Annotated in this window: 26 protein-coding genes and 1 pseudogene; 15 read left to right on the top strand and 12 right to left on the bottom strand. The window is 47.6% G+C overall.

The features are described from left to right. Positions 1-41: 41 nt before the first annotated feature. Entirely contained in the window at positions 42-1,550 is a 1,509-nt protein-coding gene (locus ACGHM3_RS11210) for an aldehyde dehydrogenase (RefSeq protein ID WP_345416386.1), read from the top strand. A 51-nt stretch (positions 1,551-1,601) separates the two neighbouring features. Here ACGHM3_RS11210 and ACGHM3_RS11215 read toward each other — a convergent pair whose 3' ends face one another. Continuing rightward, positions 1,602-2,255, bottom strand: coding sequence for a TetR/AcrR family transcriptional regulator (locus tag ACGHM3_RS11215; RefSeq protein WP_345416383.1), 654 nt, complete (start codon positions 2,253-2,255; stop codon positions 1,602-1,604). A 325-nt stretch (positions 2,256-2,580) separates the two neighbouring features. On the opposite strand from ACGHM3_RS11215, the gene ACGHM3_RS11220 reads away from it, so the two are divergent. The 9 genes from ACGHM3_RS11220 (at position 2,581) to ACGHM3_RS11260 (ending at position 10,793) form a co-directional block, all read left to right on the top strand. Beyond that, complete coding sequence (locus ACGHM3_RS11220; protein WP_345416380.1) at positions 2,581-3,351, top strand: enoyl-CoA hydratase-related protein; 771 nt, start codon at positions 2,581-2,583, stop codon at positions 3,349-3,351. Between the two features lie 4 nt (positions 3,352-3,355). Next, positions 3,356-4,237, top strand: a complete 882-nt coding sequence (locus ACGHM3_RS11225; protein ID WP_345416377.1) for a cyclase family protein — start codon at positions 3,356-3,358, stop codon at positions 4,235-4,237. A 1-nt stretch (position 4,238) separates the two neighbouring features. After that, positions 4,239-5,183 carry a hydroxymethylglutaryl-CoA lyase gene (locus ACGHM3_RS11230; protein ID WP_345416374.1) on the top strand — a complete coding sequence of 315 codons (945 nt, stop codon included), beginning with the start codon at positions 4,239-4,241 and terminating at the stop codon, positions 5,181-5,183. Between the two features lie 17 nt (positions 5,184-5,200). After that, positions 5,201-5,947: an enoyl-CoA hydratase/isomerase family protein gene (locus ACGHM3_RS11235; protein ID WP_345416371.1), complete on the top strand. Its 747-nt coding sequence runs from the start codon at positions 5,201-5,203 to the stop codon at positions 5,945-5,947. A gap of 17 nt (positions 5,948-5,964) precedes the next feature. Beyond that, positions 5,965-6,711: a glucose 1-dehydrogenase gene (locus tag ACGHM3_RS11240; RefSeq protein ID WP_345416368.1), complete on the top strand. Its 747-nt coding sequence runs from the start codon at positions 5,965-5,967 to the stop codon at positions 6,709-6,711. Between the two features lie 78 nt (positions 6,712-6,789). Beyond that, positions 6,790-7,356, top strand: coding sequence for a cytochrome c oxidase subunit 3 (locus ACGHM3_RS11245; protein WP_345416365.1), 567 nt, complete (start codon positions 6,790-6,792; stop codon positions 7,354-7,356). A gap of 2 nt (positions 7,357-7,358) precedes the next feature. Then, positions 7,359-7,616, top strand: a complete 258-nt coding sequence (locus tag ACGHM3_RS11250) for a hypothetical protein (protein WP_345416362.1) — start codon at positions 7,359-7,361, stop codon at positions 7,614-7,616. Positions 7,617-7,639: 23 nt separating this feature from the next. Next, positions 7,640-8,461, top strand: coding sequence for an alpha/beta hydrolase (locus ACGHM3_RS11255; RefSeq protein ID WP_345416359.1), 822 nt, complete (start codon positions 7,640-7,642; stop codon positions 8,459-8,461). A gap of 103 nt (positions 8,462-8,564) precedes the next feature. Beyond that, complete coding sequence (locus ACGHM3_RS11260; RefSeq protein WP_345416356.1) at positions 8,565-10,793, top strand: TonB-dependent receptor; 2,229 nt, start codon at positions 8,565-8,567, stop codon at positions 10,791-10,793. Positions 10,794-10,833: 40 nt separating this feature from the next. On the opposite strand, the gene ACGHM3_RS11265 is transcribed toward ACGHM3_RS11260, so the two are convergent. After that, positions 10,834-11,487, bottom strand: a complete 654-nt coding sequence (locus ACGHM3_RS11265; RefSeq protein ID WP_345416353.1) for a TetR/AcrR family transcriptional regulator — start codon at positions 11,485-11,487, stop codon at positions 10,834-10,836. A gap of 159 nt (positions 11,488-11,646) precedes the next feature. Continuing rightward, positions 11,647-12,405 carry a hypothetical protein gene (locus tag ACGHM3_RS11270; RefSeq protein ID WP_345416350.1) on the bottom strand — a complete coding sequence of 253 codons (759 nt, stop codon included), beginning with the start codon at positions 12,403-12,405 and terminating at the stop codon, positions 11,647-11,649. A 472-nt stretch (positions 12,406-12,877) separates the two neighbouring features. Here ACGHM3_RS11270 and ACGHM3_RS11275 point away from each other — a divergent pair, with 472 nt between their 5' ends. Next, on the top strand, positions 12,878-13,063 hold the full coding sequence (locus ACGHM3_RS11275; protein WP_345416347.1) for a hypothetical protein: 186 nt from the start codon (positions 12,878-12,880) through the stop codon (positions 13,061-13,063). A 20-nt stretch (positions 13,064-13,083) separates the two neighbouring features. Here ACGHM3_RS11275 and ACGHM3_RS11280 read toward each other — a convergent pair whose 3' ends face one another. Further along, the gene (locus tag ACGHM3_RS11280) at positions 13,084-13,689 is read right to left on the bottom strand and encodes an AMP-binding enzyme (RefSeq protein WP_345416344.1); all 606 of its coding nucleotides are present in this window, start codon (positions 13,687-13,689) and stop codon (positions 13,084-13,086) included. A gap of 321 nt (positions 13,690-14,010) precedes the next feature. Here ACGHM3_RS11280 and ACGHM3_RS11285 point away from each other — a divergent pair, with 321 nt between their 5' ends. After that, complete coding sequence (locus ACGHM3_RS11285; protein WP_345416341.1) at positions 14,011-15,366, top strand: MFS transporter; 1,356 nt, start codon at positions 14,011-14,013, stop codon at positions 15,364-15,366. Positions 15,367-15,493: 127 nt separating this feature from the next. On the opposite strand, the pseudogene ACGHM3_RS11290 reads toward ACGHM3_RS11285, so the two are convergent. Further along, a pseudogene (locus ACGHM3_RS11290) lies at positions 15,494-15,849 on the bottom strand (transposase); the annotation flags it as partial. A 394-nt stretch (positions 15,850-16,243) separates the two neighbouring features. On the opposite strand from ACGHM3_RS11290, the gene ACGHM3_RS11295 reads away from it, so the two are divergent. Continuing rightward, positions 16,244-17,308, top strand: coding sequence for an IS110 family transposase (locus tag ACGHM3_RS11295; protein ID WP_345416338.1), 1,065 nt, complete (start codon positions 16,244-16,246; stop codon positions 17,306-17,308). Between the two features lie 335 nt (positions 17,309-17,643). Here ACGHM3_RS11295 and ACGHM3_RS11300 read toward each other — a convergent pair whose 3' ends face one another. From ACGHM3_RS11300 to ACGHM3_RS11320, 5 genes are all read right to left on the bottom strand, one after another. Next, entirely contained in the window at positions 17,644-17,958 is a 315-nt protein-coding gene (locus ACGHM3_RS11300) for a tannase/feruloyl esterase family alpha/beta hydrolase (protein WP_345416335.1), read from the bottom strand. Positions 17,959-18,101: 143 nt separating this feature from the next. Further along, a complete protein-coding gene (locus ACGHM3_RS11305) occupies positions 18,102-19,058 on the bottom strand; it encodes an IS5 family transposase (RefSeq protein WP_345426144.1) in 957 nt (318 codons plus the stop codon). Positions 19,059-19,114: 56 nt separating this feature from the next. Next, positions 19,115-20,437 (bottom strand): tannase/feruloyl esterase family alpha/beta hydrolase, encoded by a 1,323-nt coding sequence (locus ACGHM3_RS11310; protein WP_345428009.1) that lies wholly within the window; start codon positions 20,435-20,437, stop codon positions 19,115-19,117. Between the two features lie 138 nt (positions 20,438-20,575). Further along, the gene (locus tag ACGHM3_RS11315) at positions 20,576-22,762 is read right to left on the bottom strand and encodes a TonB-dependent receptor domain-containing protein (RefSeq protein WP_345428012.1); all 2,187 of its coding nucleotides are present in this window, start codon (positions 22,760-22,762) and stop codon (positions 20,576-20,578) included. Positions 22,763-23,081: 319 nt separating this feature from the next. Further along, positions 23,082-23,486 carry a hypothetical protein gene (locus ACGHM3_RS11320; RefSeq protein ID WP_345428015.1) on the bottom strand — a complete coding sequence of 135 codons (405 nt, stop codon included), beginning with the start codon at positions 23,484-23,486 and terminating at the stop codon, positions 23,082-23,084. Positions 23,487-23,499: 13 nt separating this feature from the next. Here ACGHM3_RS11320 and ACGHM3_RS11325 point away from each other — a divergent pair, with 13 nt between their 5' ends. Next, positions 23,500-24,411: a hypothetical protein gene (locus tag ACGHM3_RS11325; RefSeq protein ID WP_345428017.1), complete on the top strand. Its 912-nt coding sequence runs from the start codon at positions 23,500-23,502 to the stop codon at positions 24,409-24,411. 39 nt (positions 24,412-24,450) lie between these two features. Further along, a complete protein-coding gene (locus ACGHM3_RS11330; RefSeq protein ID WP_345428019.1) occupies positions 24,451-24,924 on the top strand; it encodes a DUF1499 domain-containing protein in 474 nt (157 codons plus the stop codon). 8 nt (positions 24,925-24,932) lie between these two features. Here ACGHM3_RS11330 and ACGHM3_RS11335 read toward each other — a convergent pair whose 3' ends face one another. Continuing rightward, positions 24,933-25,352 (bottom strand): hypothetical protein, encoded by a 420-nt coding sequence (locus ACGHM3_RS11335; RefSeq protein ID WP_345428021.1) that lies wholly within the window; start codon positions 25,350-25,352, stop codon positions 24,933-24,935. Between the two features lie 7 nt (positions 25,353-25,359). Further along, a complete protein-coding gene (locus ACGHM3_RS11340; protein ID WP_345428023.1) occupies positions 25,360-25,770 on the bottom strand; it encodes a hypothetical protein in 411 nt (136 codons plus the stop codon).

Raw genomic sequence — 25,770 nt, forward strand, 5'->3', positions numbered from 1 at the left:
AATGTGCTCATAAATAAAAAATAAATAATTGGAGCCCGGTGATGAAATTCTGTGATGTGACACAAGATCAGCTGGATAAAATGAAACTGATCGATATTAAAGAAGCCATGTTTATCAATGGCGATTGGATTGCTTCTGAAGGGAATGATTGGTTGGTGGCAATAAATCCTGCCACAGAGGAAGCAGTTGGCCGCGTACCTGCTGCCGTCAATGACGATGTCGATAAGGCCGTGGCGGCGGCAAGGCAGGCTTTCGATAAAGGCCCGTGGCCGCATATGAGCTTCACTGAACGCGGCGAGATCATTTTGAAAGCGATGGCCTACTTACGTGAGCATTGTGATGATATCGCTTATACCATCACGCAGGAAATGGGCTGCACTATTAGTCAGTCGCTGGCGGTACAGGTGCCAAGGTGTTTTGATATCTGGGAATATTACGCCAAGAATGCCGAAAAATTTCCATGGTCAGAAAAGCGCCCCACCTACGATGTAATGAATCAAGGCTTTGAAATCTTGGTGGAAAGAAAACCTGTCGGCGTGGTGGCGGCTATCGTACCTTGGAATGGCCCATTAATTGTGGCGGCCCTTAAACTGGCGCCTGCGTTGATGGCGGGCTGTACGGCCATTTTAAAACCTTCTGAAGACGCACCGCTGTCCTTTTGTGCATTGGCTGAGGCCTTTCGACAAGCCGGTTTGCCTCAGGGTGTATTAAATATTGTGGCCGCCGAGCGAGATGTTGGCGAGTATTTGGTCGGCCATCCTGGAGTTGATAAAGTGTCTTTGACCGGCAGTACAGTTGCAGGACGAAAGGTGGGGGAGGTCTGCGCCGATACCATGAAGCGGTGTACGTTGGAGTTGGGTGGTAAATCGGCAGCGATCTTACTGGATGACGTTAATCTTGAGGAGTGCTTGGTGGTGTTAGCGCCAACCATGGCGTTTTTAAATGGGCAGGCTTGCAGTGCGCCAACTCGAATTCTTTTGCCCGAGAGCCGGTATGAAGAGCTTAGCCAGGGTATTGTTGAGGCATTTAAGAATTTACCACTTGGCGACTCTATGGACCCGGACGTTTTTGTTGGGCCGTTAGCGGGTAAGCGACATCAAGATAGGGTACTGGCTTATTTAAAATTGGGTATGGAAGAGGGGGCGACTGTTGCGTTAGGTGGTGGTGTGCCTTCTGGGTATGAGAAAGGGTGTTATGTTGAAAAAACAATTTTCACAGGGGTTAAAAATACCATGCGTATCGCACGAGAAGAAATCTTCGGACCGGTTTTTTGCCTGATTGCGTATAAAGATGATGTGGACGCCTTAAAAATTGCTAATGACTCTGAGTACGGTTTGGCGGGAAGTGTTTGGACCTCTGATCCTGGTCGGGGCGTTCGATTAGCCCAACAAATTCGCGCCGGTAGCATGGGTGTTAATATTCACACACTGGATATGGCAGCGCCTTTTGGCGGAATGAAAATGTCTGGTCTTGGGCGTGAATGCGGCGACGAGGGGTTAAGCGCGTATGTTGAGGTTCAGTCCATAATTACGCCAATTAACGCCGCTTAGTTGAGTAACGACAAAAGAGCGTTGACCGCTCTTTTGTCCGCTCTGCCGGCGTTATTTTGCATTACTAAGGCCTTCTAATACCATCTTTGCCATGGCGGTACCGATTTCCTTTGATGTCATAATGCCGTTTGGGCGAAACCATTGCGATGATGAGGTCATCATTCCAATCAGTGAATGGGCGATAAGACGGGGCGGGAGCAATGATCGAATCTCGCCACTCTCCATGCCTTGCGTGATGACTCCGTTTACTATGTCGAAATATTCTTTCGAAAGTTCTTTGCTGGTTTTTAGCCACTTATCATTTTTCGGGTCTTGCATTGACTCAATTTTTTTTAGGTCTTCCTGAACAAAAATATAATAGTAGGGGTATTTGTCTTCAAACGAAGCCATAAGGGCTGTCATTAATTTGGCCAGTTTTTCAGGTGCTGGAATGTCTTCTTCCGAGATGGCCTTAGCCAACTTAATATTATCGCCTACGACAGTAGAAAAAATGTCTTCGTAAAGATCTTGCTTCGAACCAACATAATAGTAAAGGCTCGCTCGATCCATCTTGGCTTCTTCGGCGATATCATTCAATTTGGTGGCGAGGAAGCCTTTTTTCAAAAATATTTTACCGGCTGCCTGACGAATTATGTCTTTGCGATCGTTGTAAAGCGTTTTGCCGGCTTCGGCGCGGGATTTTCTGCGGGACTTCAGTTTACTCATTGAGGTGTGTCATCCTGAGTGGTTGTACCGGTTAGCTGCCTATAGGCCCTTTGAGGCTAGCGTGCGTGAAAAATGTTGGGCTCAAAGATTTGTTTACGGCGGCAATTCTAAACCAGCAACTAATCATTGTCATGTTTCGATAATTTGGCTATCCTGGCCAATAAATACAACATATGTGTTTAACATTGCTCTAGTATATACTGTATAGCTTATTACTATTGGGGTGTACTTGTAACGAGCATGTTGCATTTTGTCACGGTTTTTGTCTCAGTTAGTGTATCAGATAAAGTTTTAAGCCGTGCTTCCAACATAGAAGAGGGTAGCCATGAGTGTTGTTTTATATGCAGTCGCTAATCGTACTGCAACGCTGACTATCAACCGTCCTGAACAGCGAAACGCATTGTCTGATGACGTTTTTGATGGCCTGTTACGTGGGCTGCGTAAAGCCAAGAAAGATGACTCGGTCCGTGTGGTGGTGCTGGCCGGAGCGGGTGATAAGGCTTTTTGTGCAGGTGGTGATCTTAAGCAAATGAATGAAGACGCTGATAATTACATGGCTCATTACAGCAAAGCCAAATTGGCTTCCTTGTTTCGCGCCTTGTGGACATTGGGTAAGCCAACGATCGCAAAGGTTCAAGGATATTGTTTGGCTGGAGGAATGGGTGTCGCATTGGCGTGCGATTTTGTCGTCGCTAGCGAGAAGGCTGTTTTTGGTATTCCGGAGGTGAAGGTCGGACTTTGGCCTTATATGATCACAGTACCAATTTTGCACGCTTTGCCACCGAAGGTGGCACTAAGATTGATGTTAACAGGACGGCGTGTTTCGGCTGAAGAGGGGCATCGACTGGGTTTTGTCTCAGATTTGGTGGCGCACGATGATCTTGATAATACGATCGACCTTTTAGTAAAAGAACTGTGCTCAACAGCCCCGCAGTCTGTCCATATGGGCCGAACGGCATTTTATACCGTGTTGAACCATGATATGGAGTCCCGATTACGTATGCTGGAGGCAGCCTTGTCAGTCAATGCAACTTTTCCAGATGCAAAGGAAGGCATGACGGCATTTTCGGAAAAGCGCAAGCCATATTGGGAGTAGCAGAATGGTCGATAAGGTTTCTAGAAACAACTGGGGTAAGTGGGGTGAGGACGATCAACGTGGCGCCCTGAATCGAATCGATGTGGCGGCTACTAAGCGTGGGATCGCCGCGGTTAAAGCCGGCCACAGTCTGCCACTGGCTATCCCGCTTAGTAGTAAGGGCCCGATTGCAGGAATGAGAGCTAACCCACAACATTTTATGACGCGCGATGGGGGCGATTATTGCGCCGGGCTAAAGGAAAAAGGGTTCGGGTATGCTGACGATGTTGTGATACTGCCTACGCACGGAACGACTCATATAGATGCTTTGGCTCATGTTTGGTCTGACGGCAAGATGTGGAATGGTTATTCCTGCAATCAGGTAACTAGCCGCGGTGCCAGCAAGTGCTCGATAGAAAGTATGGGGCCGATAGTTACGCGCGGTATATTTTTGGATTTTGCCGGCCCTGATGGCCCCTGCGAATTTGAAGATGTGGCTATAAGCGTTGAGCAATTGCAGCTGGCCTATGAACGAACTGAGCTGCAAGCTGAGTCGGGCGATGCGCTGATTGTTCGTACCGGTTGGCTGCAGCGCTGGCGTAACGGCCAAGCAAAAGAAACCTTGTGGGCAGGGCTGGACCCGGATTGCGCCGATTGGATTAATGAGAAAGGGTTTGCATTAGTGGCCGCGGACAATATCGCCGTCGAATTTGGTCCGTCGCCATTGGCTTGTAATGCCGCGCCAATGCACGTTGCATTAATGCGCAATTTTGGGGTGGTTTTTATGGAGCTACTGGATTTGGAGGCGTTGGCTATCAGTGCGCGTCATGATTTTCTTTTGATGGTGTCTCCATTACCTATTGTTGGCGGAGTAGGCAGCCCTGTAAACCCTATCGCGGTACTATGATATGTCATTTCTTTCAAGCCAAGTGGTTAACAGCACACACTTAAAGTTTTGCGAGCTCTTGTTGCGTGATGGTATTCAGGGATGGCCTGTCACCCTTGATACGGAAGACAAACTGCGGTTGCTTCATGCCATCGATGCGGCCGGTGTTGCTGAAATTGACGTTACCTCTTTCGTTCCCCCTCATATAGTGCCGCAGTTTGCTGATGCTGAGCAGGTTTTAGAAGGCTTTAACGGCAAAGCAGAAATTCGAGTGTTAGCGGGAAATTTAAAAGGCGTTGAACGTCTTATTGCTGTGAACAGTGCTATCCACCGGATAACCACTTGCGGGATGCCAATTTCCGCCAGTGAAGCGCACAATTTAGCAAATTTACGCTGCGATCACGCAACTCACAAAGAGCGGATCACCGACATGGTATCAGCACTAATGGCCGCGAATATCAGGCCCATGGTGTGTGTTGCGACCGCGTGGGGTTGCCCAATTGAGGGCGAGGTCAGCGTCGAAAAAGTAGCGGGTTTGGTCGACTGGCTCAGAGGCATAGGCGTAAAAACGATCATGCTGGGCGACACCACTGGCATGGCCAACCCCTCGAGCGCTTATGGCTTGTTTACTCGGCTTATTGCCGCGTGGCCAGATGTGGAATACATCGCGCATTTTCACGACAATCGCGGCTGTGGCGTGGCGAATGTTTTGGCTTCTATTGCAGCAGGCGTCAGATCCATTGATGGTTGTCTGGGAGGGCTGGGTGGCGAGCCCGCATCGGTTGAACAGGGATACGTGGGTATGAGTGGTAATGTTGTCAGTGAAGACGTTATGGGTATGTTGAATGAAATGGGTTATGCCACTGGGGTGAATATAGATGCATTGTTGCAATCTGGCCAGTTGGCTGAGCAAATTTTACAGCAGCCACTCTTTAGTAAATGGCAGAAATTAGCGTCTGTTAATTAAAAGCAAGGGGTGAGTTCATGGGGCAGGTCCATTTTAGTGTCGAAGAGCATATTGCCGTTGTTGTTCTTGATAATCAGAAAAAACATAACGCCGTAGACGCCAATATGCGCGAAGGCCTAACGCAGGCTTATGAGCGTATCGTTAACGATGATGGTATTCGTGTGGCTATTATTACGGGTGCGGGTGGTAAGGCATTTTGTTCAGGCGGCGATATTGATGCTTACAAAGAGGCTGGTGTGTTTGGGGAGGGGGCAGCAGATTTACCGCCAATTCCCCGCCCTAAGGGTATTTGGAAGCCTTTTATCGCGGCAATTAATGGTTACGCGGTCGGTGGCGGTTTTCCGTTGGCTCTGTCTTGCGACCTGCGTGTTGCCGGCAAGTCTGCGGTAATCGGCTCTTCTGGTTTAAAGCGTGGCGCTGTTCAAGGTGCACAGCAATCACAACTGTTACCACGCCTTATCGGTATCAGCAAGGCGTTGGAAATCTTACTTTTGTCTAAATATGTCGGCGGTGAGGAAGCCGCCGCTATGGGCATGGTGCAGATAGCAGTTGACGATAGTAAAGTAATGGAGCAAGCCATGGAATGGGCAAAAATCATAGCGGGTTATAGCCCCTGGGCTGTTCAGCGAACAAAACAGCTGGTTTACGAAGGCTTTAATATGAATCTCGAAGAAGCCTATCAATGGGAGACTGACGTTACTCAGGAAGGGTATAAACGAAATGATGCTGCTCAAGGGTTCGATAAATTTCTAAAAGATAAATAATAAAGAGAGAAGCAGAGATGGCAAGATTATCAGGTAAGGTTGCAATCGTAACTGGAGCAGCGCAGGGCATGGGGGCTTCTCACGCGAGGATGATGGCAGAGCAAGGTGCCAAAGTCGTGATGACCGATCTCAATATAACCGATGGCCAAAAAATCGCGGATGACATTGGTGAAAATGCACTTTTCATTCAGCAGGATGTCACTTCAGCAGCTGATTGGGAGAACGTGATCAGTCAGGCTGAAGCAGCATTTGGGAACGTTAATGTATTGGTTAATAATGCCGGAATACTGGGGCCTGTTGAAAGTTTAGACGGACTGAGTGAAGAAACCTATAGAAAGGTTTGTGATATAAATCAGATGTCGGTCTTTTTAGGCATGCAGGCTGTAATCCCCTCAATGATCAAGGCCGGTGTCGGGTCCATCGTGAATATTTCATCTGTCGCTGGAATGGTTGCCATCTATGGGTGTCCCAATCTGGCTTATATTGCTAGCAAATTTGCTGTCCGCGGTATGACCAAGCAGGTGGCCGTTGACTATGGTAGTAAAAACATACGTGCCAATTCTATTCATCCCGGATTTATTAAAACGCCCATGATGGCAGCGGCGACGGATGAAGACGGCGGCGCGGCTGCCTCTTTGATCCCTCTGGGGCGACTTGCGGAGCCCTCAGAAGTCTCTAATCTGGTGATTTTTCTCGCTTCAGATGAATCATCTTTCATCTCTGCTGAAGAGCATGTGATTGATGGCGGAATGATTGCCCATTGATTTGTTGATGTGACCGGGGGAAATCAACTGCTTCAGCTGTTGAATTTTTAATGTGATGTCTGTTTAAAGTAATAGGTTATGGAAGATGTTGCCTTAAAACGGTTTCAGGATAAAGGAATTTGGATTTTCGTCTGTCTCGATTTATCCATTTTCTTTTTGTTTTTTCTGGTGTTCGTGCTGGAAAGACATGCAGCGATCGAAGTCTTCAGTAAAAGTCAGGCGAGCCTTAATGAGACCATCGGGTTTATCAATACACTGGTATTAATTACCAGCTCCTGGTTGTTTGTTATGGCGTTGCGTGTATTAGAGCGGAATCCACTCAAAGCTAAAAATTTACTTCTATTGTCGATTGCATTAGGTGTCCTATTTTCTATCCTAAAACTTTATGAATATTATGAAAAGTTTTCGGCAGGTATCAGTGTTGTAGAAAATACGTTCTATACTTTTTACTTTCTTCTCACATTTATTCACTTTTGTCATGTGATAGGAGGTTTAGTCGCACTTTCTATGCTGTTTCTTTGGGTCAGTGCGCGCTATAAGACGCCGGATTATTGTAAAGATGTCGGCGAGAGTATAGGTATCTACTGGCATATGGTGGACCTACTCTGGGTTATGCTATTTATGTTGCTCTATTTGCTGAGGTAGTTATGAATCTATTAATTTTCAATCATCCGGCAGCAGCCTGGTTGGTCCTGGTTGCTGCGACCTTCTGTCTCTGGGGGTTGTCGATAATAGTTGGTCCATATTTTATGTTGGTGGCTATCCTGGTTTCGGGTTTGAAAGTGGCTTTGATTGGCCTCAATTTTATGGAAGTACAATTTGCTAAGACAGAGGTTTACCGGTTTTTTCTGCTCTGGGTTGGGCTGGTAACTCTGTTGTTTTTAATGGCTGAAATTTATCGGTGAGTGGTTTGGTGAGGTAGTTGTTCATGTACAGCTTTGTAGGTTCAGAAAATAATCGTATTGCCACTGATATCATCGGTAACTCATGTAAACAGCCCATTATATTGATGCATGGCGGCGGGCAAACCCGACATTCGTGGCGGGATTCTGCGTTGATCCTGGCTGCTCAAAACCATTTTGTTATCTCCGTTGATATGCGTGGGCATGGAGACAGTGACTGGGTGACGTCACAGGATTACTCCTTGCAAGCCGCAGCAGCGGATATTGAGAAGATAATTTCTGGATTGGATGTACCCCCCATTTTGGTTGGCGCTTCGTACGGAGGCCTTGTTTCACTTTATTTGGCGGGAACAAAGAAATATCCGATAAAGGCAATGGTTCTGGTTGATGTGGTGGCAAAAATCAACCCCGAAGGAGTCAAGCCCATCCGTGATTTTATGCAAAGCAGGCCCGATGGGTTCTTCTCACTTGACGAGGCGGCTGACTCCATAGCGGAATATTTACCGCATCGGAAGAAGCCTACAAACCTCGACGGACTCGAAAAAAATCTGAAGTTAAACTCACTGGGCCGATACATATGGCATTGGGACCCCGCGTTCATGGACTCAACCGAAACGGACAAGATTTACATGGAATTGAGTTTTTTAAACGAGCCTATCGATATTCCAGCTATTTTAATCAAAGGGACCCTAAGTGATGTGGTTAACGAAGAAGGCATTCAGCATCTAACAGATATCATTCCAGATATGGAGTTTGTGGAAGTCGATAAGGCTGGACATATGATTGCTGGAGATAAAAATACTGATTTTCAGGATGCTGTATTAAAGTTCATCAAAACCACTGTATAGATTTTTTATGTTGGTCAAAAAGCGATTTTTTTAACAGGTAGGAGGTGATGAAGTAGGTTTAACTGATATTCTTGACGTTAAAATATTTGAGGAGAGGGTTACTATGAAAATAAATATAATGGTAGGGCCTGTTATTTCTTTGTTTACATCGACACTATTCATGTCACCTTTAGTTCTAGCGCAGCAGCAAGTCAATCAGACACCGGCAAAAGGTGTGAATCGTTTGATCGAAGAGGTGCTGGTCACTGCACAGAAAAAAGCCATCGCCGAAAGATCCCAGGATGTCCCTATTGCCATTTCTGCCTATTCGGGTGACAAGGTGGAAGCCATGTTTGCTGTCGACGTGACAGACATAGGGTTAACCTCGCCGAATGTCAGCTTGACACCTTTATTGCCGGGGGTTGGTAATTTCTCTATTCGGGGTATGGGAACTGTTGGTCAGTCCATCCCTTCATCAGACCCGGCTGTTGGTATTGTCGTTGATGGTATTTCCTACGGTACCATTTATGGTGTTCTGTTTGATTTATTTGATGTGGAATCGGTAGAAATTCTACGGGGCCCGCAAGGAACCTTGTTCGGACGTAACGTGACGGGTGGGGCAGTGGTATTGCGTACAGCACGACCCACAGATGAATTTGAGGGAAAGGTAAAAACCACCCTGGGGTCAAATGAACGCATGGACGTAATGGCAAGTGTCAGTGGTCCATTAACCGAAAACTTCAGCGCTAAAATGGCGTTACTTTCCAAGTCTCATGGTGATTTTTGGGACAGAGAATATTCTAATGGTGGTGCTGGTAAATATGAATCCTTGGTCGTCCGTCCTGCTTTACGTTATCAGTCTGACGCTTTAGATATTACCACCATCGCGGAGGTAGGTAATGTTAATGCTGATGGTAATGCTACCCGCAATTTTTACTTGGATGGAATAGAGCGAAACCCTTACGGTAACAATGAGTCAACACAGGCCAAAGATGGGGAAAACGACTTAGAGTGGAAGAGTCTGACGCTGGAAGCGAATGTCGATGTGGCTAATGGTGTTGTTACCACAGTCGCAGGCTACCGTGAGTTAGAACAAAATGCGGATTTTGATATCGATGGCGACCCTAATGCGGCTCGTTTTCACTTTGCGCCCGGCACTGGAATGAAGCAAAACCAATCAAGTCTTGAAATTCGCTGGGCGGGAGATATATCGGATAATGTTAATCTCAGCACTGGGATGTATTACTTCGAACAGGAGTACGATTATCGAGAAAGACGTTTAGTTGCACAGGTACTGGATCGACGTGGTGCATCTCATATAGATCACTCAACTTACGGCTTTTTTGCCCAATCAGATATTCAATTAACCGATGCCGTAACCTTGACCCTTGGTGGGCGCTATACCTCCGAGAAAAAAGATGGGGATATTGGTGTGATTGGCGATCCCAATGCAACGGGTGACTGTACCAGTCAGTCTGGTCCACCCTTTGAAGATTACGCATCATTAAATGACTGTGAAACGGTATTCAGTGATTCTGAAACCTGGAGCAACTTCGCGCCTAAACTCGGCGTAAGCTGGCAGGTGAATGAAAACCTGATGGCTTATACCAGCTATACGCGTGGTTTCCGCAGTGGAGGTTATAATGTTCGCTTCACTGACTTGACTTTTGTTACCAATCCAAGAGATCCAAGCTCGACGCCAGGGCCTTACGATGAAGAGGTGGTTGATGCCTATGAAATAGGTATGAAGTCGGACTGGATGGGTAATCGTTTGAGATTAAATCTGGCACTGTTTTATAACGAGTTTGATGACTTGCAGCGCACTGCGTTGAACGCATCCGGTGGCCAGCAAATTTTGAACGCGGCTACAGCAGAGATCCAAGGGGTAGAGTTTGAAGGTGTGTTTTTGATTACCGAGCAGTTGGCATTGGAAGGTAGTTATGGCTGGGTAGATGCCCAGTATGTAACCGCAGATTTCCTTGAGGTTGCTACTGGGCGCCCGGCCAGTTCGTTCGATTTTACGATGGTGCCTGAAAATACACGCAACCTGGCTTTAACCTACTTTACCGAGTTGGATGGAATCGGCAGTATCAATACCCGGTTGTCTTATGTGTTTGTGGATAGCAGTAAAGGAGATGACTTTAACCGTGCAGAGATGAGTCAGTATGAGCTCTATGACGCGAGTATAAGTTTGACTACTGTGGATGAAACTCTCCAGGTTTCACTGTTCGGTAAGAACTTAAAAGATGAAATTTATACCAACTACATCTCAGATACGTCATCATTGGGGACAAAATCCTTGTTCCTGGCGCCGCCACGGACCTATGGTATAGAACTTACGTATAACTTTTAAGAAGTAGTGACTTGACACGGGGATGTGTCAGTTGCGCTTGTCACTCAATGCTACCCTGAGGTTGGGTTAGATAGGTCAGAATTAATTCGGTAATTTCCTTTAAAAACTCGTCTTCATTTAGTTCCGGTGTTCGAGTGGATATATACTCTTTTATCGATGCTGTGAAAACCAAATTAATAAATGCATGAGCCTTGTGTAAGTTATTAATTGGAATCTCATCCCAATACATCCGTAAAAATATTTGGCTGGCCTGATGAATTAAACGCTCAATTGAGTAGAGGTGAGAATTCTTCAAATCAGGGACTTCAGAAATTAACACGATTAGGACATCTTTGTTGTTTTTGTAGTTCTCATAAATCCTTTCGACAACAATAGGAAGCCCTGTTCGAAAACTATCACTTTCGTAGGTGTTAACCAAAAAAATATTTCTGACATCATCGATGATGTCGAAAGTAACAGTTTCTACCAGGGCTGTGGCAATGGCAGTCTTGTTGGGAAAGTAATCGTATAAAGAAGCGACTCCCACTCCCGCACGTTTGGCGATGTCCTCAGACTTGGTTTCCTGAAACCCGTATTCAGAAAAAATTTTCCGCGCGGCTTCAAGAATACAGTTTACCGTGTTTTTTGAGCGATCTTGCCTCGGCTTTTTTTTCCAAATTTTCGGATTGCCCGAATTTTTATCGCTTTCTCTCATGGTGTATTAGCTTTGTTTATAGTAATGAAAGGGCAGGGAGCCGCTGGCTGAGAGGAAATTATAGCGAGAATGGGGAGGGAAATCAGTAAAAATTGCCTATTACCCGAAGGGGCAATAGGCATTGTGCATACAAGGCATTAATGCCTGAGGGGTATGCCATTAAGTGCGTTGGTATTGCTCAGTGTGGCTGGTGCGGTGTGTGGCGCCAATTAATTCGCGTCTTTGTCTGTTTAGCTCTTTTAATAAGTAATAGCTATAAACAGAGAAAAACATGAATCCCCAGGTGCCAAAGACGATGTAGAAATTCCATATGCCTGCGACGGTAAATGGCCCTGAGGTCACATAGGGAATTAAGGTTAAGGGTAGGAAAATTACCCCGACAGCCAGTGCAGACCAACCCGCCCACGCTGGAAAGAAAGATTGTTCCTTGTGGAATACTGTCCAGAGACCAATTCCCAGTAGCTGTACGCCTGTAATCATGTAGGTCATATCAAACATGAACCAGGTGAAGCCATGGACCATGAGAATGATATCGGGATCGACTACATTGACAAAAACAGCACAAGAAAGCCAGATGGCAGGGCAAAACGCTAGCAGCCATCCGGTTAATAAGCCGCCAGCTAATTCAAGGTTGCTGAACAGCGTGGGGCCTGATTTTTCGGCCATAATGGACGCTAAACAAGCGGACCACAGTAAATATAATAGACCTACAAAGGTCGTCACCGTCATGCCCAGCTTGATGTCAGCGGTGTATTTTCCATAGTACTCGTTGACTAACTCCGCGCCTGTCATCGCCATAAAGTTGGGTGGCGGCAGGTTGTGACCTAAACCTATCCAAAAGATTAGATAGGTAAGAACAAAAACGGGGCCGCTCCAGGCGGCGAGAATCATAATAGTATTTTTTGTTAATGGATTCATGGGGGCCTTTTACGTTTTATTGTGTATTAAATAGGGATGGTAACCTTTTGGACTCTTCTCTTAAATAGAGAGTTATCCAAGGCTCACTATCGATACTATGCATAAATTTATACGAATGATATTCGGGTTTTGTTCGGGTTTTTCTGTTTTACGCTGAACCGCGATAAGATGTATGTTTAGGTGATAAACAAGTGGCGGTTAAGCTAAAAGTTAGAAAGGAAAAGTGAGAAAACAGAATAAAAAATAAGCTTGTTCTAGCTTAATGGTATTAAGATTATTTGCTCGTTAGTTTATTGTTTGATAACAGATTGTTTTTAGGTTTACGGGCTATTTTGTTGTGGGTTATTGGTATGGGGTTTGTTTATTTTTGAAGGGAATATCGATTCATGTTTATTCTAATAAAAACATGAATCTGGATATGGTAAGGTAATGGGCTGGATTTTTCTGTTAACTTTTTTCTTATCGGTGATCTATGGCTATTAAAGATATTGAGGTTGAAGCGTTGATACGGCGTCTTTACGATGCGCGTGATCGGATGCAGTGTGAGTTGTCTTTTGAACGTTACCTGGATGATATTCGTGATCGATTAGATATGGTGGATGATCCAGATATTTGGGATAAATACCGCAAATATCTGGATGAAAAGTTCAAGCAATAGGGGGTTTTCGCCGGTTCCGGCTATGACTCGCTGTTTTTTGTTATCCCAACTTTAGATACTGTCCAGCCGGCTTGTATACAGTCCCAGCTGGTATCTGTTTTCGGCATTTGCCTTAATTTGTATTTGTCTATTTTGGCAGTCGGAGTGCGTGGAAATTCATTCACAATATCGATAAAACACGGCACCATAAAATAAGGCATCGCATCTCGGCAACGACAAAATAATTGTTCAGGCGTTAGGGTGTGACCATCGCGAACAATTACAAATACCCGGACTTCGTCTTCGCCGATCTTTGATGGATAAGCGACGGCGGCCACTTCAGAAACCGCGGGATGTTTGCCCACCATTAATTCTACCTCAAATGACGAAATGTTTTCTCCACGTCGACGCATATAATCATTTTTTCGATCTTCAAAATAATACCATCCATCTTCGTCGACGCGGCCATTGTCACCAGAATGAAGCCAGAGGTTACGCCAGGCATAGACAGTTTTTTCAGGCATGCCGATATAACCCGACGCCGTCAGATAGGGGAGGTTAGGCCTTACAACGATCTCGCCCACCTGGCCTGCCGGTAGTTCATTATCGTGCTCGTCTACGATTTTTACTTGGTAGAAGGGACTCACCCGCCCACAGGATCTTGTTGGTAATGATCATGAACGCCGCGCGCGATAGGCAACCCGATTTCAGTGGAACCATACACAGTATTCACTTTGCACTGAAAGCGCGATTCGAGTTCCTGGTGCGCACCATCGGGATCGGGAATCACTGTTTGGTTCTCCTCTAAATATTATTATTTTAACGAGAGCTAATCTTTTCCTTATGGCCTGATTTCTGTTCGCCCCTATGGTCATGAACCCTAGGAATATACAACATGTATGTTGACTGTGGCAACCAGGCAAGGCCATACTTTACTGCTTAAAATGAATAAAAAAAGAAACCGCCATATGCCCCAAGATGTCGCCAACAGCTCCAATCTCCACATTAGAAGTCGTATTAACGAAGGCGGTATTTCACTTCGGCAGATACTGATAGTAGGCGTTTGCTGCTTATTGAATGTGGCCGATGGCTTTGATGTCGTCGCTATCTCCATGGCGGCCCCTCATATTGCTGATTCCTGGGGCATAAGTGCCACAACGCTGGGCGTGGTGCTGTCGGCAGAACTGGTCGGTATGATGGTTGGCTCGATCGGGTTATCGGCACTCAGTGATCGTTATGGCAGGCGCAAGATTTTGATTGGCTCGGTTTCCGCCATTGCCATTGCCATTGCCATGCTACTTACCACCCTGGCATCGAGTGTGACTCACTTGATTGTACTGCGCGTGATCACCGGGCTGGGTATCGGTGGTGTATTGGCATCGGCGGCGGCGGTGGCTTCTGAATTTACCGCCGACAAATATAAACATACTGCCGTGATTATCGTTACCAGCGGCTTTGCCTGTGGTGCATTAGCGGTCGGACCAATCGCGGCTTACCTACTAGAACACTTCACTTGGCAAAGCCTGTTTTTGACGGGTGGTTTACTAGGCGTGATTCTGGCGGTGCTGGTGGTAACATTAATTCCTGAATCCATGGAATTTTTAGCTTCGCATAGCAGCGATAAACGCAAACGACTTGAAAAGATTAATCGAACCTTAAACCTGCTTAAACGCTTCCCGTTAAATGAATTGTCTGATCCACCGACACGCCAGAGTACTTCTGTGGGGTTTTTCAGCCTATTAAGTGCGGAATTTTTACTGATCTCCATGCGTTTCTGGTTGATTTTCTTTCTCGGAAACTGGGTGATTTACTTGATGCTCAAGTGGACGCCGAAGCTATTTGTCAATATGGGATATGAGCTTAGCACGGGCATCTATGCGCTGACGTTGTTCACCATTGGTGGACTTTTTGGCAATATTTTTGTTGGCTTCTTATCATCAACACGGCTCAAGCTTATCCATGTCATTGCGGCACTTACTTTGACTGGCTGCTTGTTGATTCTTATTTACGCCACCTGGAAACCCACCGGTATTACTGAGCTTTATAGCCTGTTGTTCCTGATAAGTTTTTGCGCAACCGGACCTTTGACGGGTATGTATGCGGTCACCCTGAGTAGCTACCCCACACAATTGCGTGCATCCGGACTCGGCTGGAGCCTGGGCATCGGACGTACTGGTGCTATTGCTTCACCGGTTGCCGCCGGTTATTTAGTGGATGCGGGCTGGAACATGTTTGACCTGTTTCTTATCCTGGGAGTGCCGGCTGCTCTAATCTCATCGCTGCTGATTGTCAGTGCAAATAGAATAGAACATACGCGCCAATAAGAAGTACTAAAGTGTATTTTTACAACAACGTCAGAGCTTCGTTGATGATTTCAGCATTGCGTGAGTTTTCCCGGTTGGCGAATAGTTCAGCAGACGCTCTGTGTAAAAATCATTTGATCTGGATCTTAATCCGATCAAAGATCCGCTGATAGACATCAGACTCATTAAATCGTCGGATGCGGTTTTGGCTGAGAGTGGATGAATCGGGTAGTTTATCGGTAAGGCTAACATCCCTAGTTAATTGGCCTTCACTGTGAACCCCAAATAGGTGGCCGATGAACCGCTATTTGAACATCAGGGTTGGGTCTAGGGCGGGACGACCGTTGTTATCGCGGTAAAACTTTTTTACCATGTGTGGATATAACTGAAATCCACTTTGGTTTCGATCTTACGCAACAAGTGATCTTGAGGAACGAGCTCGTCGATACTGACAAACTCAAGCAATGCTTGGGTTAAGCATTGCCTATTAAAACAAAGCCCCAGCGCAGGCGCTAGGGCTTTGTCAGCAGTCTGGGCGTTCCATTCCGAACAGCTGTTTTTGTTTTTTCACCCATTAGTAAGCTCTAATTAATCTCGGTCGGTTTTGCGCGAGTCCTCAAAGCTCAGCTGGCGAGGAGATTTTCGCAGTTACTACCCAGAGGGCATAAGTGGCCGTCGTCCTTAACAAGAAAATCAACGCAGTCAGGTGGGCTTTGAGAACGCGCCTTTATGTCTTTTGGGTACTAAGGGGCTTCCAGAGCTTTCGGTTATCGTTGTTAGCGTTTTATGGCCGGGGCGCGCAGCTGTACAGCCATTATGCCAAAATACGCTACCGTCGTGCCGGCCCAGCTCTATCTAGAAAAGCCCTGGGAGCCAGAAGTCATCCGAGCTTATTCAGATGGAATGGACACCGCCCTCCCTTAACCGGCATCAACGTGCCATAGTTGGGTTGGATTTAGCAAAAAGTGTTTTTCAGGTCTACGGGGTTGGCCATCAAGATAAGAGAACACTAAGCCGCAAATTGAGTCGTAGCCAGGTATTGCCTTACTTCGCTCGACTCCCTTCCTGCTTAATTGGTATGGAAGCGTGTGGCAGCAGTTACTACTGGGCGCGTGAATTAATGTCACTAGGTCACGAAGTTAAACTTATGAATCCTAAGTTTGTTCAACCCTACGTCAAGGGTAACAAAAATGATTACAACGATGCAGAAGCCATCTGCGAAGCTGTGCAGCGGCCGAACATGCGCTTCGTTGATTTGAAAACGCCTGAACAGCAAGCCGTGTTGCATCTCCACCAGAGCCGACAATTGTTAATCAGGGAGCGTGTGAGTTTAGGTAATCATATCCGAGCATTGTTATCCGAGTTTGGTATTGTATTTGCCAAAAGCGTACGTGTCTTTGAAGAATCGGTTCCTGCGGTATTGGCGGACGAAACCAACGATCTACCCGCGATCAGCCGTCGTAGCGCGGGTGTAATGTGGGCCGCGTACCAGAAAAGCCAAAGTTCGATCGCTGACCTTGAGCGAGAGCTAGCGCTTTGGCACAAAGATAACGAGGCCAGCCGACGATTAGCGGAAGTGCCGGGCATCGGTATTCAAACGGCCTCAGCGTTGGTAGCCAAATTAGGAAACGGTCGATCGTTTCGCAACGGCAGAGAGGTGGCAGCGTTCGTTGGTCTGGTGCCAAAGCAAGCATCTAGTGGTGGAAAAGAAAAACTACTTGGTATCATTAAGCGCGGTGATGGTTATCTGCGGCGCCTCTTAGTTCAAGGTGCGAAATCGGTGATACGACAGGTTAAGCGTCGGCATAGTGCCGGTTTGGCAGGAGGCCACCCTTGGGTTGAATCTCTGCTTGAACATAAACACCCAAATAAGGTGGCGATAGCACTAGCGAACAAAATGGCTCGAATAGCTTGGGTCATCTTGGCTCGAGAGGAGCGCAATCGCTGTGCAACGACTCAATAGCAATATTAAAGAACGTAGTAATATTTAAGGAATAGGAAACTCTTCAACGATTGCATAAGTAATCAACGGCGAACAAGGTCGAACCGCAGCAGGTCAAACCCGAGGAATCTCTTGGCACCCGATGCCAATAATCAGATTGGGCCCTGCTGGCAAACTCCATAGTGGCCAGGTATAGCTACCAACAACAGGCCGGATGTAAGAGCGCAATCGATCCTTAACGTAATTGTTTACTTGGCAAACGGGCGGTGTCCATGTAAGAGATTCCTAAAGTATTCCCAGTGTTCGCCACTAGTTTCTCTGTAGCTGCCATTCAGTTTATTGAGAGGCGGGAAAGGTCAGTCAAGTGCGCGGCACTGGAACAAGTTAGCAGATTTGATGTCTTTCTCGATATCACCCTTATTCTCGCTGTCGCCATGGTACTGGGCAACTTGGGGGTAAGGGCAAAGAGGCCTGCTGATATTGGGCATGGATTCGCCCTTCGCGATAATTTCCGTTGGTTGCTCGTCGTTTTCCACCCACGCCACCAGCTTTGATAGCATATCGAACTGATCTAGTGTACTACTGCCGCCCTGACAATGCCCCATGCCCGGTACAAAATAGAATTGCGACCAATCGGCCGCCCGTTCTAAACCGCCGTTGTTCTCGGCCATGTTAGTAAAGGAACGTCTGATTAACCCAAGAATTAGCTTTCGTTGCGACTTAAATACGGAATTTAATGACCTTTACAGCTAACGAACTCGGTTATTACCACCGCTTCTTAGGCGATGTGCTACTTTCAGGCATACCTCGCCTGCTAAATGGCCAACAAATGCCGTTTGGCAATCACTAAATTTGCCAAAGCGCATTTCGTAAATACTGCCTGTGCGTTCTTTTCCAAGCCTTTATATCGAACTTTGCGATACCCGAATTGGTTTTTGATAACACCAAATAGGTGCTCAACGCGTGGTCGAATCTTGGATTTATGACGATTCGCTTTACGCTCTTTTTCGCTCAATGGGTGATTACGCCGTCCACGCCTATGCGTAAAATCAGCAGCATCTTCTGCATTGGCTTTTATTTGCGCCTTTTGGCCTATGTACGCGGAATCACCGTAGACTCGCTTCTCGTTACCGTGTAATAAATCGCCAAGTACTTGCGAGTCATGGACGCTTGCGGAAGTGACCACGACAGAATGAATTAGCCTCGTTTGGCTATCTACGCCAATGTGCGTTTTCATTCCAAAATACCACTGATTCCCTTTTTGGGTAGACTCCATGTCGGGGTCTCGGTGGCGCTCCTTATTTTTAGTGGAGCGTGGTGCATCGATAATCGTTGCATCGACAATGGTGCCACGGTTGAGTTTAAGACCATTTTCCTCAAGATACACATTCACTAGCTGAAATAACTCACCGCCTAAATTATGACGCTCCATCAAATGACGAAATTTGCAGATTGTCGTTTCATCCGGTACAGGCTCTTTGCCTAAATCGATACCGACAAACTGGCGCATGGCGCGCGAATCGTACAGCGCTTCTTCCGCGCCAGGATCGGATAGCTCGAACCAGTGCTGCAAGAAGTGTATTCGCAGCATTCTCTCTAACCCAATCGCTGGACGACCACCTAGTGCTGATGCCTTCGGATAAAATGGCTCAATCGCTTTACAGAGCTCTACCCAAGGAAGAATCTCGTTCATTTGCTCCAGAAATAACTCTTTTCGAGTCTTCTTACGATACTTTTCGAATCCACTGGCATCTAGGCTTTGCTGTTTCATGTTTTCGTTGGGCTCAAGTTCGGGTTCTGGATATTATTGCATTTCTGGTGGGTAAATCAGAGTGTCCTAAAGTAATTTAACGTATCTTTGGCTGAAAACCATGGGTCGCTGACGCCATGGTAAAACATCAGCTTTCCGCCGGAATTGGCAAAGGTGCTTAAGTTGATGAGGGTTGCGTTACCTGGTGCCAGTGGAAATGCCTCGGCGAATTCTATTTCTCTGTTTAAATCGAAGGGCAGGTTTTGCCGTGGTTTCCCCAAAGGGCCCGCCATCGCCTGCAGAATACCAGGAACACCGCCTTCACCCGAGGCACTGATGCCAGTATCAAAATAAAAACCCGGATAAACCTGATCCCCTTGGCTCGTACGAGGGCCGGCAAAGGCTGTTTGCAGCGCGCTAATTTGTTCTGGCGTTAGGCAGGTATTTTGGTCTGAGTTATCTGCACACAACAAAACGTCCGGCTTAAACTCGCAGTGGTCTACCGCCATAATTAAGTTATCTACTAGGCCATCTAGTCCATCGCATTGCTCTAACAGCGCGTCGGTAATTGCCGTTTGTTGGGCTGCAGAAAACGGCGCCGTGCTGTTATTTCCGCGCAGTGCTTTTGCCATGTATAAATCTGCCAGCTCCGATAAATTGGTTCGCATGGCGGGCGCTCCAGCGATGATTCCGTCGAACAACGTTGGGTAGCGTTGCGACATGGTCATGGCTTCTCGTCCACCGGTGGAGCAACCGACAAAGTACCGATGCTGTGGTTCGGATTGGTAATAGGATGTTATAAAACCCTGGGCCTGAAGCGTTGATTTATAAATTGCCTGGGAATAAAAATTCAGCAATGCCTGTTGGTCAGCAAAAAAATCGTGGTTAAAAATACTGTCACTTTGATGGCCGCTGTCGGTACTGGCAACCGCAAACCCACGGTACAGCGCCGGTAATTCTCCGGATGCACGGTCTCCAATGGGTGAGCGGACGAGTCCATTTAAGGCACCACCCCCCTGAAAATAAAAGCGTCCGTTCCAGTCGTCTGGCAATGCTAGGCCCAAGCCAATGGCATAGGGTTTGCCGTCCGCACCTGTGCGCTTTTCAAAATAGGCTTCTAATTGGCAAAACGGTTTAAATTTATCGCTTGTGACTGAGGCTTGGTCTTTTTCCGGTAAAGCACCGCGATTATCGATGTAAGTTGCAGAGGTGACCTCAACTTTGCCAAATCCGGTATAGTCCTGGTGGCTGCCTAGCCAAGCTTCACAGCTGGCCTTACCTGGTTTAGCCGTTGGCAATTGGCCGGCTGTGGCAGTGTTATCGTTGCAGCCTAAGATATTGAGTGAGCAGACTGAGACACTCACCACGGCTAATGTTTTTTTAAGCGTTGCGCATGTCATAAATTGATTCTCGACCCGACTGTGTTGTAGGTACTCACCTAGTGAGGGGCACTCGTAAAAAAGCCGGCGCTGGCAGTGCCTAGCCAGGCCGGCAAAGAGCATTATCTTAGATTAGGGGCTAAAAGTTGAAGCTAGCACCTAAAAGTTAAAGGTGGCTCCCAGGCCATATTCGGTAGGTGCACCGTAAAACTCCTGGTTAAAGGTTCCTTCCTGGCCGGTTACATAGTCTTCGTCGGTCAGGTTGCGGCCGTAGGCGTGGATTTTCCAATCGTCATTTTCCACGGTCAGCATTGCGGACAGTAAACCGCGGGATTCCAGAAGGTCGGTTTGCTCATCGTAAATTAGGTTGGTCCACTGCTCGTCCAACCAGGCGTAATTAAGCCGTGGAGTTATGGTCCAGCCATTGTTTAGCGCTACGGTGTACTCCACCCCCATGTTAAAGCTTAATTCCGGGGCATAAAGATTGGGGCCGCCGGAAGAACTCAACAGGTAGGGTGCATAATCAAAACACACGGGTGGGTTAGAGGCGGTGCCGGCGGCACATTGTGGGCCCAAGTTGTTGCCCGGCAGCGCGCGGCTGTTCACCAGCGGTTGCGTAGGGTTAAGTTCTGAATCCACATAGGCCAAACCCATATCGATGTGAATGCCGGCCAGTTGCGCCTCTAAAGACATTTCCACACCTTGAATGGTGGCGTCTGCAATGTTGTATACATCACTGCGGCCGGTGGTCAAATCGATGGCTGAGTTTTGGAAGTCCTGGTAATCGTTATAGAACACTGCCGCCGAAGCCCGGACTGCGCCATCCATCATGGTGCCTTTCCAGCCGGCCTCGTAGGACCAAACGTTTTCAGATTCGAAACTGGACGTGGCGGAGTTGATGCCGCCGGGCTTATAACCCTTGGCCACAAATGCATACAGTAAGTGGTCGTTGTTGAGGCTGTAGTTAACCGCTAACTTACCAACCAGGTCGTCGTCTTCATAATCGCCTGCGATAACCGCAACCTGGGCGCCGCCGGCTGGGAAGCCGGGCAAGCCATTACCCACAAATACACCGCTGCCATCGTCTACAGAGGCTTCGAACCAGGCCTGGCGCATGCCATATTCCACGGTCAGTTGCTCGTTCACATCGACACTGATTTGGCCAAAGATACCGCTGATGGTTTTTTCGTTGTCGATGTAGATTTCCACGGGGAAGGGCCCATTTACGATATCCACATCCACCACATTACGTTGGTAGTAGCCGCCAACTACCCATCGAATGTCGGCATCGTCCGGTGAAATAATATTGAGCTCATGGCTGACTTGGTCTTCACCAACAAACTGTTCCCGTGTGTCTTCGGCCAGTAGGGTGCCATCAGAATCGTAGATATTGCTGACCGATTTCTCCTGGTAACCGGTTAGCCATTTAATGGCTAGGTTGTTGGCGAAGGTATAGCTGGCTTGGAATAAACCCGTTTCCGCTTCCTCATCGTTCGCGGTAGGGGTGTTGTAGGTTAAATCACGGATGTTGTTACTGCGGCCAGCGGCAAACGCAGTGGTAGGAATTGGGCGGTAGGCAAAACCACCAGAGTCTTTTTCTGCCTTTTCGTATTTTGCCAATAGCTCCAGGGATTCGGTGGGGGCCCACAGCAAGGATAGGCGGCCTGCGGTTTCATCTAGGCTACCGGCGTCGCTATTGGCCGGGCCGATGTTGTCGTAAAAGCTATCGCGTTGGGCGTCGAAAAAAGCCGCTCTATAAGCAAAGCTATCGCCTAGGCTAGCGCCAACGGCGCCTTCTAATTCTTGGCGGCTGTAGTTACCGATACCAACTTTTGCGTAGCCATTGATGGCTTCACCTAGCTCTGGCTTTTGCGAGGCAATTTGAATCGCACCACCGGTGGAGTTGGCGCCGGCGAAGGTGCCTTGTGGGCCGCGTAGCACCTGCACACTTTGGATATCGTAAAAGCTGTTGGTGCTTACAATGGGTGGTTGAAACAGCCCATCCATATAGGTGCCCACGCCGTTGGTAACGTCGGGGTCGCCGCTTGCAAGGCCGATACCGCGGATATTGACAGATTGGGTTAAGCCGGCGTCGGTGATGGTCAAACCAGGTGCTGCAAATTGCAGATCGTCTAAGCGCTGAACAGATTTCTTTTCCATCTGATCGCCGGTTAAGGCTGTCATTGAAATGGGGATGTCCTGCACGTCCGCCGCCCGTCGCTCGGCGGTTACGATGACTTCTTCCAAAGCGGAGGGTGAGTTCTGTGCGTGCACTGGATAAGCCACGGTAATGGCAGTTGCGATGATTAATTTTTTATACGTCTGGTAAAGGTTTTTGGTATTCATTGCGTTACTCTGAGCCCTTTTATGTAATTATTTTTAGTGTTGCCATTCGGTGCTTGTGCAGCTTAACCTGCCGTTCTTTGCTGTTTTAAGGGCGGAGGTAATGCTGCTTTTATAAGGCGATTATTGAAGGTGGTGAATTGTATGAATGGCGAAAAACCTCATCCAATACTGAAAACTAGCGGCGTCATAACGTCGTGTTATGTGCTCTTTATGGGGTAATCGGTGTTACGTTTTAGGGCGGAAATTGCCGAATTATGAGTTATTTAATGCTTTTTAGGTCACAATGTGTGCAAAATGGAGGCAATTAGACGCCGTCACGTTAGGCGCGATATTGGGTAAACGTTGTAGAGCCAGCCGTATCTTTGCTTATAGTGCGAAAACCATGCATAAAGTGTTGATGCGCTGCCCTTAAGTTGATAAACAGTGCCAAAAACGGTGAAAAAGTGACAGGCAAAACCGTTAACTTTTTTACCTGTTTGCCATGTAAACTATGCGAGCGGTGACTTTTCTTTGCCTGTTGTGTCGGCTTGGCATAAAGAACTAAAAACATTAGAGCGGTTTCGCAGGGGCCGCCATCTACCAGGATCATTTGTTCGATTGATGGCGGTGCAAGTGACGCTTTGCCATCTAGGCGACAATCCAGGGCTTTGCGCTTAAGACTTGCCTGTGTCATATTGCTGCTATCAACCACGATAAGGGGGCGGTAACGCTCCACTTCTGGCATCGCAAGGAGTTGAATGACTAACTACCTGTATTATCCAGAAACCGCTGCGCCACTGGAGCGGATTGTTCCTTCTATTTGCCCGAGCCGCGCCGACCCTGAGGCGTTTTCGGCCAGGCTTTTATCCGTCAACCAACACGTTATCAGTGCGGTGGCGGTATGCACGGCACGCACTCCCATACTCATTCCCGACCAATCCGCTGCGTTCTTAAATCTTGCTCCCTTGTTGGCCTGTACCCCGCAACAGCACTACGTGCTTGCCATGCTTACCAAGGCTCTTAGTGGTGGCGTGGTAGCCGGCTTGGCCGAGTTTTTATGGCAGACCAAACTGTTGGGTATGGCGAAACATTTGTATGTCTACGGTGGTGATGGCCTGGGGGCCGATAATAACCTTGGCAATGGTTTGTTGCAGGCGCTGGATCAGTACGACCGCGCCATCACCCATTACGATGGATTGTTAATGCGTGGCGTAGATGGGCTTATGTTGGATGCCGCAGGCAAACGGGTTATGGCCGCCATCGAAAAAACCAACACCTTGGCCAACCTTAAAAGCCAACAGGCTTATAAGAAGTTTTCTGCATTGCTAAAGCGTTCACCGCAACCCAGTATTAGCGCCGTGAATCAGCGCATTCCTATCTTGGAAAATCGACACTTACAGAACTTGGTTAGTTTGGCAAAGGGTTTAGAGGTGATCAACCATGGCGTGGTGAATCTCGGCGGTGATATCGGCCAGACCAACCTAAGCGCCAGTACCCAAGCTTTATTGACTGAAATCCAGGCCGATTTTATTAAAAGCGGCAGTTTGCCGTTTGACGGTGCCAGCGCCACCACCTTAGTGGCGTTGAGTGCTGCTGGGCTAATAATCAATATCGATTCGCCAGGTTCCCACGCACAAAAACTGCAGCGGCTACAGCATCGTTTTGTGTGACCATGGCCATTCTAATTATCAAAAACATTAAGGTATTTCATGGTAGAGCGTATTCTTGTGGCCGGTGGTTTAGTACTGCTGGCACTTATTTTGATTGCCGTTATCGCACTGGCGTTGCAGGGCGTGAAATCTCGCGCCGGCAAGCCGCCAGGTCTGGTCGCTGGGCAGTTGCAGGCGTGCTCTAGCCGACCCAATTGCCAAGTTACTGACCACGTGAGAGATACCGCGCACTACACTGATCCTATTATCTTAAGTGAATCGCAAACGGAATCGGCCATGGATCAAGTCGTTTTAACCATAGAGTCCATGGGTGGCTTTGTAGCGGCTCGCAACGACGCTTATTTGGCCGCTGAATTTAAGTCTTCGTTATTCGGATTTGTTGATGATTTTGAAGTGCGGTTGGACAGCGACAAGCGGGTATTACACCTGCGTTCAGCCTCCAGGGTGGGTTATTCTGATATGGGAGTCAACGCCAAACGTATTGAAGCTTTTCGCAAAGCGTTTTCGAGCTGATTGTTATGCTAACCACTGTCTGGGCGCGGGCGGTTATTTGGTGGGTGGGGGTCGGTTAAGACATCGGCTGGGTGGAAATCGTAGCGTGATTGATCGGCGGCTCGGTTGTTTTGTAAGGCCCGAGCATTGTGCTGTGCAATCAGTTCCCAGCGGGGAAGGTCCATTACCGGTAATTGTTCAAAGCCCAATCTCGCCAGTTCATTAACAATCGCCTGAGCCGCCGCCTGGCCTTGCTCAACGCTGGAGTAGGGGCCTTGCCGGCTTTGTTTAACCGGTTGCCCTTGCCCGCCGGAAAAGGCCAGCAAGGTATAGGTTTCTTCACTGCTGGCTTTAATGAAAAGTTCTACCCGCTGTTGCTCACGCCCCAGAACAATACCGCGAGCAAAGGGTTTTTGGCCATTTTGACTTGGTTGATAGGTGAGTCGCATGGTGTTCTTACTCTTTAATTACTCGTGGCCAGCGTTGACTTTTATGATTGCTGTTGGGGTTAAGTTCGGTAACAACGTACAATCGGCATTCCTGGCCCAATGTCGCCACTAAGCCCTGGATAAACTCCCCCGGCTGTAACTCATACCACTGGCTGGTATTGTTCAGATCTTTTTCCATAAACGCCTGCACGTCAATTTTCACTGGGATGGGTGAATACTGACTCCATTTGCCCGCATGGATGGAATCTAATCTAGCCCAGCCGCCCCGAGGCATAAACCCAGATTGCGTTTCCCGCCGACCCCAGGCGACCAGTTCATGGCCGTTATTCTTGGTGCGTACGGGTAACACCGCTTTAGGGTTTGGGAAATAGATTTTCAGCTCATCACCGTTGGCTTGAAACCGAACGCCGCCGCACAT

Origin of the sequence: Halioxenophilus aromaticivorans (genome assembly GCF_042850945.1) — a bacterium.
In the GTDB taxonomy this organism is placed as follows: domain Bacteria; phylum Pseudomonadota; class Gammaproteobacteria; order Pseudomonadales; family Cellvibrionaceae; genus Halioxenophilus; species Halioxenophilus aromaticivorans.

Coding starts and splice junctions, on each gene's coding strand:
- ACGHM3_RS11315 (WP_345428012.1), bottom strand. CDS start 22,762: ATGAATACCAAAAACCTTTACCAGACGTATAAAAAATTAATCATCGCA.
- ACGHM3_RS11285 (WP_345416341.1), top strand. CDS start 14,011: ATGCCCCAAGATGTCGCCAACAGCTCCAATCTCCACATTAGAAGTCGT.
- ACGHM3_RS11225 (WP_345416377.1), top strand. CDS start 3,356: ATGGTCGATAAGGTTTCTAGAAACAACTGGGGTAAGTGGGGTGAGGAC.
- ACGHM3_RS11320 (WP_345428015.1), bottom strand. CDS start 23,486: ATGCCAGAAGTGGAGCGTTACCGCCCCCTTATCGTGGTTGATAGCAGC.
- ACGHM3_RS11265 (WP_345416353.1), bottom strand. CDS start 11,487: ATGAGAGAAAGCGATAAAAATTCGGGCAATCCGAAAATTTGGAAAAAA.
- ACGHM3_RS11235 (WP_345416371.1), top strand. CDS start 5,201: ATGGGGCAGGTCCATTTTAGTGTCGAAGAGCATATTGCCGTTGTTGTT.
- ACGHM3_RS11335 (WP_345428021.1), bottom strand. CDS start 25,352: ATGCGACTCACCTATCAACCAAGTCAAAATGGCCAAAAACCCTTTGCT.
- ACGHM3_RS11210 (WP_345416386.1), top strand. CDS start 42: ATGAAATTCTGTGATGTGACACAAGATCAGCTGGATAAAATGAAACTG.
- ACGHM3_RS11330 (WP_345428019.1), top strand. CDS start 24,451: ATGGTAGAGCGTATTCTTGTGGCCGGTGGTTTAGTACTGCTGGCACTT.
- ACGHM3_RS11275 (WP_345416347.1), top strand. CDS start 12,878: ATGGCTATTAAAGATATTGAGGTTGAAGCGTTGATACGGCGTCTTTAC.
- ACGHM3_RS11245 (WP_345416365.1), top strand. CDS start 6,790: ATGGAAGATGTTGCCTTAAAACGGTTTCAGGATAAAGGAATTTGGATT.
- ACGHM3_RS11300 (WP_345416335.1), bottom strand. CDS start 17,958: ATGGCCGAGAACAACGGCGGTTTAGAACGGGCGGCCGATTGGTCGCAA.
- ACGHM3_RS11240 (WP_345416368.1), top strand. CDS start 5,965: ATGGCAAGATTATCAGGTAAGGTTGCAATCGTAACTGGAGCAGCGCAG.
- ACGHM3_RS11270 (WP_345416350.1), bottom strand. CDS start 12,405: ATGAATCCATTAACAAAAAATACTATTATGATTCTCGCCGCCTGGAGC.
- ACGHM3_RS11215 (WP_345416383.1), bottom strand. CDS start 2,255: ATGAGTAAACTGAAGTCCCGCAGAAAATCCCGCGCCGAAGCCGGCAAA.
- ACGHM3_RS11260 (WP_345416356.1), top strand. CDS start 8,565: ATGAAAATAAATATAATGGTAGGGCCTGTTATTTCTTTGTTTACATCG.
- ACGHM3_RS11220 (WP_345416380.1), top strand. CDS start 2,581: ATGAGTGTTGTTTTATATGCAGTCGCTAATCGTACTGCAACGCTGACT.
- ACGHM3_RS11310 (WP_345428009.1), bottom strand. CDS start 20,437: ATGACATGCGCAACGCTTAAAAAAACATTAGCCGTGGTGAGTGTCTCA.
- ACGHM3_RS11340 (WP_345428023.1), bottom strand. CDS start 25,770: ATGTGCGGCGGCGTTCGGTTTCAAGCCAACGGTGATGAGCTGAAAATC.
- ACGHM3_RS11325 (WP_345428017.1), top strand. CDS start 23,500: ATGACTAACTACCTGTATTATCCAGAAACCGCTGCGCCACTGGAGCGG.
- ACGHM3_RS11230 (WP_345416374.1), top strand. CDS start 4,239: ATGTCATTTCTTTCAAGCCAAGTGGTTAACAGCACACACTTAAAGTTT.
- ACGHM3_RS11295 (WP_345416338.1), top strand. CDS start 16,244: ATGGAATGGACACCGCCCTCCCTTAACCGGCATCAACGTGCCATAGTT.
- ACGHM3_RS11305 (WP_345426144.1), bottom strand. CDS start 19,058: ATGAAACAGCAAAGCCTAGATGCCAGTGGATTCGAAAAGTATCGTAAG.
- ACGHM3_RS11250 (WP_345416362.1), top strand. CDS start 7,359: ATGAATCTATTAATTTTCAATCATCCGGCAGCAGCCTGGTTGGTCCTG.
- ACGHM3_RS11255 (WP_345416359.1), top strand. CDS start 7,640: ATGTACAGCTTTGTAGGTTCAGAAAATAATCGTATTGCCACTGATATC.